This is a genomic window from Paracoccus sp. MC1854 (assembly GCF_014164635.1).
In the GTDB taxonomy this organism is placed as follows: Bacteria; Pseudomonadota; Alphaproteobacteria; order Rhodobacterales; family Rhodobacteraceae; genus Paracoccus.
Genome location: NZ_JACJFU010000076.1, coordinates 1 through 4823 on the forward strand (window position 1 = coordinate 1; position 4823 = coordinate 4823).

Annotated in this window: 4 protein-coding genes; all 4 read right to left on the bottom strand. The window is 64.1% G+C overall.

The annotated features are described in order from the left end of the window. Positions 1-164 precede the first annotated feature (164 nt). A complete protein-coding gene (locus tag H5395_RS17695) occupies positions 165-1115 on the bottom strand; it encodes a YafY family protein (RefSeq protein ID WP_182793837.1) in 951 nt (316 codons plus the stop codon). Between the two features lie 49 nt (positions 1116-1164). Next, the gene (locus H5395_RS17700) at positions 1165-3177 is read right to left on the bottom strand and encodes an AAA family ATPase (protein WP_182793838.1); all 2013 of its coding nucleotides are present in this window, start codon (positions 3175-3177) and stop codon (positions 1165-1167) included. Between the two features lie 175 nt (positions 3178-3352). After that, entirely contained in the window at positions 3353-3658 is a 306-nt protein-coding gene (locus H5395_RS17705; RefSeq protein WP_182793839.1) for a hypothetical protein, read from the bottom strand. Beyond that, complete coding sequence (locus tag H5395_RS17710; RefSeq protein WP_182793840.1) at positions 3655-4599, bottom strand: hypothetical protein; 945 nt, start codon at positions 4597-4599, stop codon at positions 3655-3657. The genes H5395_RS17705 and H5395_RS17710 overlap by 4 nt, the downstream gene beginning before the upstream one ends. Positions 4600-4823: the final 224 nt, after the last annotated feature.

A 4823-nucleotide genomic window follows, 5' to 3' on the forward strand; every position in this document is an offset into this window, starting at 1 on the left:
AATCCACGTCCGCATTGCACTGATGAACCGCTTCAATGCACTCGGCACGGCCGAAATCGAACGCGTGGCCTGACGTCAAAAGGGAAAGGGGAAGTCGCCACTAGCGGCCGAGTTCTGCAACAACGCCCATTTTCTACCTCACCGTCATGATTTGATATTTCCAATCACATATCACTCAGATTTCCTTTCGATAAAACCTCCACCTTCCCCTCCCAGCGCGCAAGATACCACTCCATTTCCTGCCGTCCGCCGGCCCGGAACCGCACCACCAGCGAGCCATCGGACAGCCGCTCCGTTTGCTGCTTCGGGTGGAACGCATAGGTCGCCGCCTCGTCAGCCACGTCGGGCAGGAACCGCCATTCGACGTCCTGCGGTTCCTCCCGCCAGATGCCGAAGCTCTCGGCCAGCCAGTCCTGCAGATCGAACCCTTCCGGGCGCTCAAAGACGTCATCCTCCAGCTCGATCCGCTCGAATCCGGCCAAGGCAAACAGGCGCAGGTCGTCCTGATATTCGCTCCATGCCAGAAGATACTGCCGCCCCTCTCCGAACAGCATGGCGATCGGGCCAAGGCGGGTGTTGCGCGAAAGCTTTCCCGAAGCTCGGGCGCGGTGGTCGGCCAATATCATCACCCCGGCGAGGATCGCCTCGCGCAGGGTGGACAGGATTTCGGGCGCGATGCTTTCGCGCGGGCCGGGGCGGAAGGCCACCCCATCGGCCAGAAGCTGCGCCTCCAGGTCGGCGGCGACGCGGCGGCGGCGGTCGGCGCGAAACATCGCCTGCACCTTGGCCAGCAGATGCTCCAGCGTTTCAGCCGTGGCAAAATCGCCCTCGCGCCGGGCAATGCTGACCGCGCGATGACCCGCGGTCAGTTCGTCGAGGGTCGGTTCCTCCATCCGTCCCAGGGTGCCGGTCGGGAAGCGCCAGTACTTCTGCCCATTGGGGCCCGGGCGTTCCTCGAGTTGCGGATAGGAGCGCAGCACGGCATCGCGCATCCGCTCGGCTGTGCGGCGAGAGACGTCAAAGGCGCGCTCGATGTCGGCGATGGAAAGCCCTTCCGCCGATCCCTGCATCATCAGGGCCAGTCTGAGAAGGTCTTCCTGGCGTGAGTAACGCATTCTGCTTCCGGTCGTTCGCCGCACACTTTCCTTGCGAATACACGGGCCGTCAACGGCCGAAGCCAATGGGCCGCGCCTTGCCCTCCTTGGCCTCAGATTCGCGCCGCAACTCGCCAAGGATTGCAGCCGGGTCGTCCTGCCCGAGGGCGCGCATCCTGCGGGCCACATTGGCAAAGTCTCCGGGCGCCAGCCGGTCGATGGACATGACATCCGCATGCAGGGGCGCGGCGAAATGCGTGGACCATGCCAATGGCAGTTGATCCTCGCGGAGCCAGTCGAAGCGGATGCGGAAGGTGAAGCGCCGCTGGGTCGCGGGGTCGAGCTTCTCGACAAGGTTCGTGGTGCAGACGAAGGGCAGCGGATGGCTTTCCATCCAGGTCAGCATTTCGTTCACCTGACTGACCTCCCACTGATGCCCGGCGTTACGGCGGTCGGCCAGCAAGCTGTCGGCTTCATCGAAGATCAGCAGTGCACCGTCCGCCCGCGCATCGGCGAAGGCCCGCGCGATAGCCTTCTCGCTGCCGCCCACCCACATCGACAGCAGGTCGGAGGCGCGCTTCTGGTGTACCGACAGACCCAGCTGCCGGGCCAGATGCCTCGCCCAAGCACTCTTGCCCGTTCCGGCCGGGCCGTCGAGACAGAAGGAAATCCGCAGCGCCTGCGGAGCTCCGCGCAGCCGCGATTGCAGCAGGGGCAGGCATGTGTCGGTGTTAGCGAGCGCCGGCTCCCACGCGACCTCGGAATGATGCTGCGGTGGCGGCGCGATGCCGCCATTGGTCAGCTTGGCAGAAGCCCCCAGCACCTGCGTGAAGGTCTCGACCCCGCCGCCGCAGTTGCGCGCCACCCGCATCGCATCGGACACCAGCGCCGGGGGGTGGTCATGGATCCCGGCCAACGCGATCAGCGCACCCGGTTCGGCCACCGGCTGATGCCGCTCGGCGAGCCGTTGCCAGATGCGTTTGCGCACCTGCTCCGATGGTGTGCGCATCTCGACCGAGAAGGTCATGCGGCGCAGGAAGGCCGGGTCGCAGGAGTCCATAGAATTGGTTGTCCACAATATCGGCACGGGGTTGGTTTCGAGCAGCCGGTTCGCGAAGACCTTCGAGATCCGCTCCGGGCGGAAAGACTGCGGCATGCCGCCGCCGAACAGGTCCTCCATCTCGTCCAGCAGCAGGACCGCATCGCACCGCGCCGACAGCATCCGCCCGGCGATGCCAAGCTCGGCGAGCCGCTCGCCACGCGAAGGCTCGTCGCCGCTGTCATCCGCCTCTCCGACGGCACGCAGGCTGGCCCCCACTTCGCGGGCCAAGACCTTGCAGAACTCGGTCTTGCCGGTACCGGGTGCGCCATACAGCAGGATGTTCACGCCCGGCGTGCCATTCGCGAGGGCTTTGGTCAGCAGCTTGCGCATAAGGTCGGCGCTTTTCCCCATCCCCTCGAAATCCTGCCATTCAGCATCGGGCGAGGCCGCAGGCGGAAACAGCAGGGCGACCAGGTCTTCGATGTCGTCAACATCCGCCAGCATGGCATCCGCGAGCCGCGGCGACACAGCATAAGGGACCCTCTGGCTGGGCCAGTTGCGTCCCTCGTTCTGCAGCAGGCCAGAGGCTTTCAGCCGCGCATCCGGCCGAAGAGCCGCTCGAACCTCCCCCTGCTCTGCGCCCGAGAATTGCGCGATCAGGAACGGCAAAGTCACTTCCCGCGTCTCCAGCGCTTGGTCGACCACATGCGCGAACATGTCGAAGGTGCGGTAGTCGGCGAAAAACTCGAGGATGCGCACCTCGATGCCCGTCAGCCCGAAGTGCTGGCCGATCCGCGTTGCATTTGTTCGCACCACATTGCCGTCGTCGCCAGCTGCTTCCTTGCAGAGGTCGTCCAGCAAGTCGCGCACCCGTCCCCACCACGCGGCGCCAGGGCGTGTCCGGGGCCGCTCGGGACATTCGGCGTCGGTCAGGTATTCAATCCAGCCCGGCAGTTCCTTGGCGATCTTGCTTCCGGGTCCAAAGCGCTCTGCCAGAGTGGCGACGAGGCCGAGCGCAAGGTGTTTCTCACAGGTCATCATGTCCCTCCGTCGATGAGGAAGGTATGACGGTCGGCTACGTCAGAAACGGACGCACTTGGCACGGCGGAGGTCGCCCCGTTGCAGCTGTCGGGCTGAACCCAAAACGAGGCAGTCCTCTGAGATCAGAGACGCCGAATGGAATCTGCGGACGGCACCTTCGACAAGCTCCATACTATCAGGGCCGATATCGGTGCCTGATGCACAGGCAAGCCACCTCAGCCAGTGCGGATAACCCGTGTTGCGGCCCCTGGTCACACCCGCTCCCCCAGCCCGGTCCCTCAGGAATACCCGCCTCGTAGCTCTCGACCCATGTCTCGAAGGCCTCTCGGGCCAGCCGCGTGGCAATGTCGGGCGCATAACCCTGCACCTCGACCAGCTTGGCGGCCGTGCCGGCGATCGTCACCTCGGGGCCGGTGCTTGTCTCAGCGGACTCGGCCATGATGCGGATTGCTTCTCGCAGCGGCAGTGATTCCCCGGTCATGGTGACCTCTTCGTCCTGGGCTTCTTCTGGACATAAACGCCCATCATCCAGACCAACTGGTCAATCTGGTTCAGAGGCAATCCGGGCGGCGTCAGCTTCTCACCAAGCACGGCGAAATCGAGGAACTCCTTTGCATCTCTCGCTCGCCTCGGAAAGATCGGCTTCCAGTCAACGCTGTCTGCGATTTCGTTTCTCTCGGCTTCCGGCAACCAGGCCGTCAGCAGCCTGACGATGTGTCGGTCAGGCTTGAATGAGGCCCAACCAAGATTGCGCAGGAACTCTGACGCGATCGGCGGACCCATGCCCGCTACCTTGTTGAACGCGATGCCGTTGCTCGCCCGGGACTTGGGTCCGGAACCGCGGGCTAGTAGCAACGCAACGGCCGCATTCAGCTGCGCATCGCTCAGCGCCGGCGCACGCTTGCGCACAGCTTCTCTCACCTCAAGCAACGAGGGGTAGAACCGCGGCGCCGCAGTGAGGCTCTCGCCGAAACGGATGATCCAGTCCGCATGCTTGCGCGCTGGCACTCCGCCAAGCAGGGCGCCGAGAGCTTGCACCATTCCGTCTCGCTGCGCCGGATCCTGGGCCGCGCGTGCGACCTCACCGGGATCGTAGTCCTTCAGGATCCTGCGAATCTGGGGCAGCGCCCGGTAGACCTGCGACCATCGCCGCATGCTGCTGGCGATCGCAAGTGTGGCGGCTTCGAAGACCTCGTCATCCTTGAAGTCGTCCCTCTTGACCACCTGCTGCCCAAAGGTCTTGCTCACCTGCTCATAGAGGGTTGCATTGCTTCGCAGGTTGTAGTCCTTGGCGATCTTCGCGGCGATTACCTGATCCTCGAAAAGCGCCTCCTTGATCCCGATCACATCGAGGCGCGCGCTGTTGACCGTGCCGACGACGTAGCCGCGCTGCTGCGTAGTGCTCGTTGCTTCGTCTGTCACCTGAGCTCTCTCCCGATTTGCCGTGCCTGCAACTCTCGACTGCCGTGACGGCCTCCGTAAACTGATCATGCCGACACCGCCCAGCTCAGGGCGGCACGGTAATCCTCCCATTTCTAACGGGGTCCATTCGTAGAACTCATGCGGCCATTTTCAGTTTCTGGGCGGGTGTGATGCCGCCGATGCCCATGTTCGGGCGGTCGTTGTTGTAAGTCCAGAGCCATTGC

Excerpts from the sequence above, each read along its gene's own strand:
- H5395_RS17695 (WP_182793837.1), bottom strand. The coding sequence starts at position 1,115 with ATGCGTTACTCACGCCAGGAAGACCTTCTCAGACTGGCCCTGATGATG.
- H5395_RS17700 (WP_182793838.1), bottom strand. The coding sequence starts at position 3,177 with ATGATGACCTGTGAGAAACACCTTGCGCTCGGCCTCGTCGCCACTCTG.
- H5395_RS17705 (WP_182793839.1), bottom strand. The coding sequence starts at position 3,658 with ATGACCGGGGAATCACTGCCGCTGCGAGAAGCAATCCGCATCATGGCC.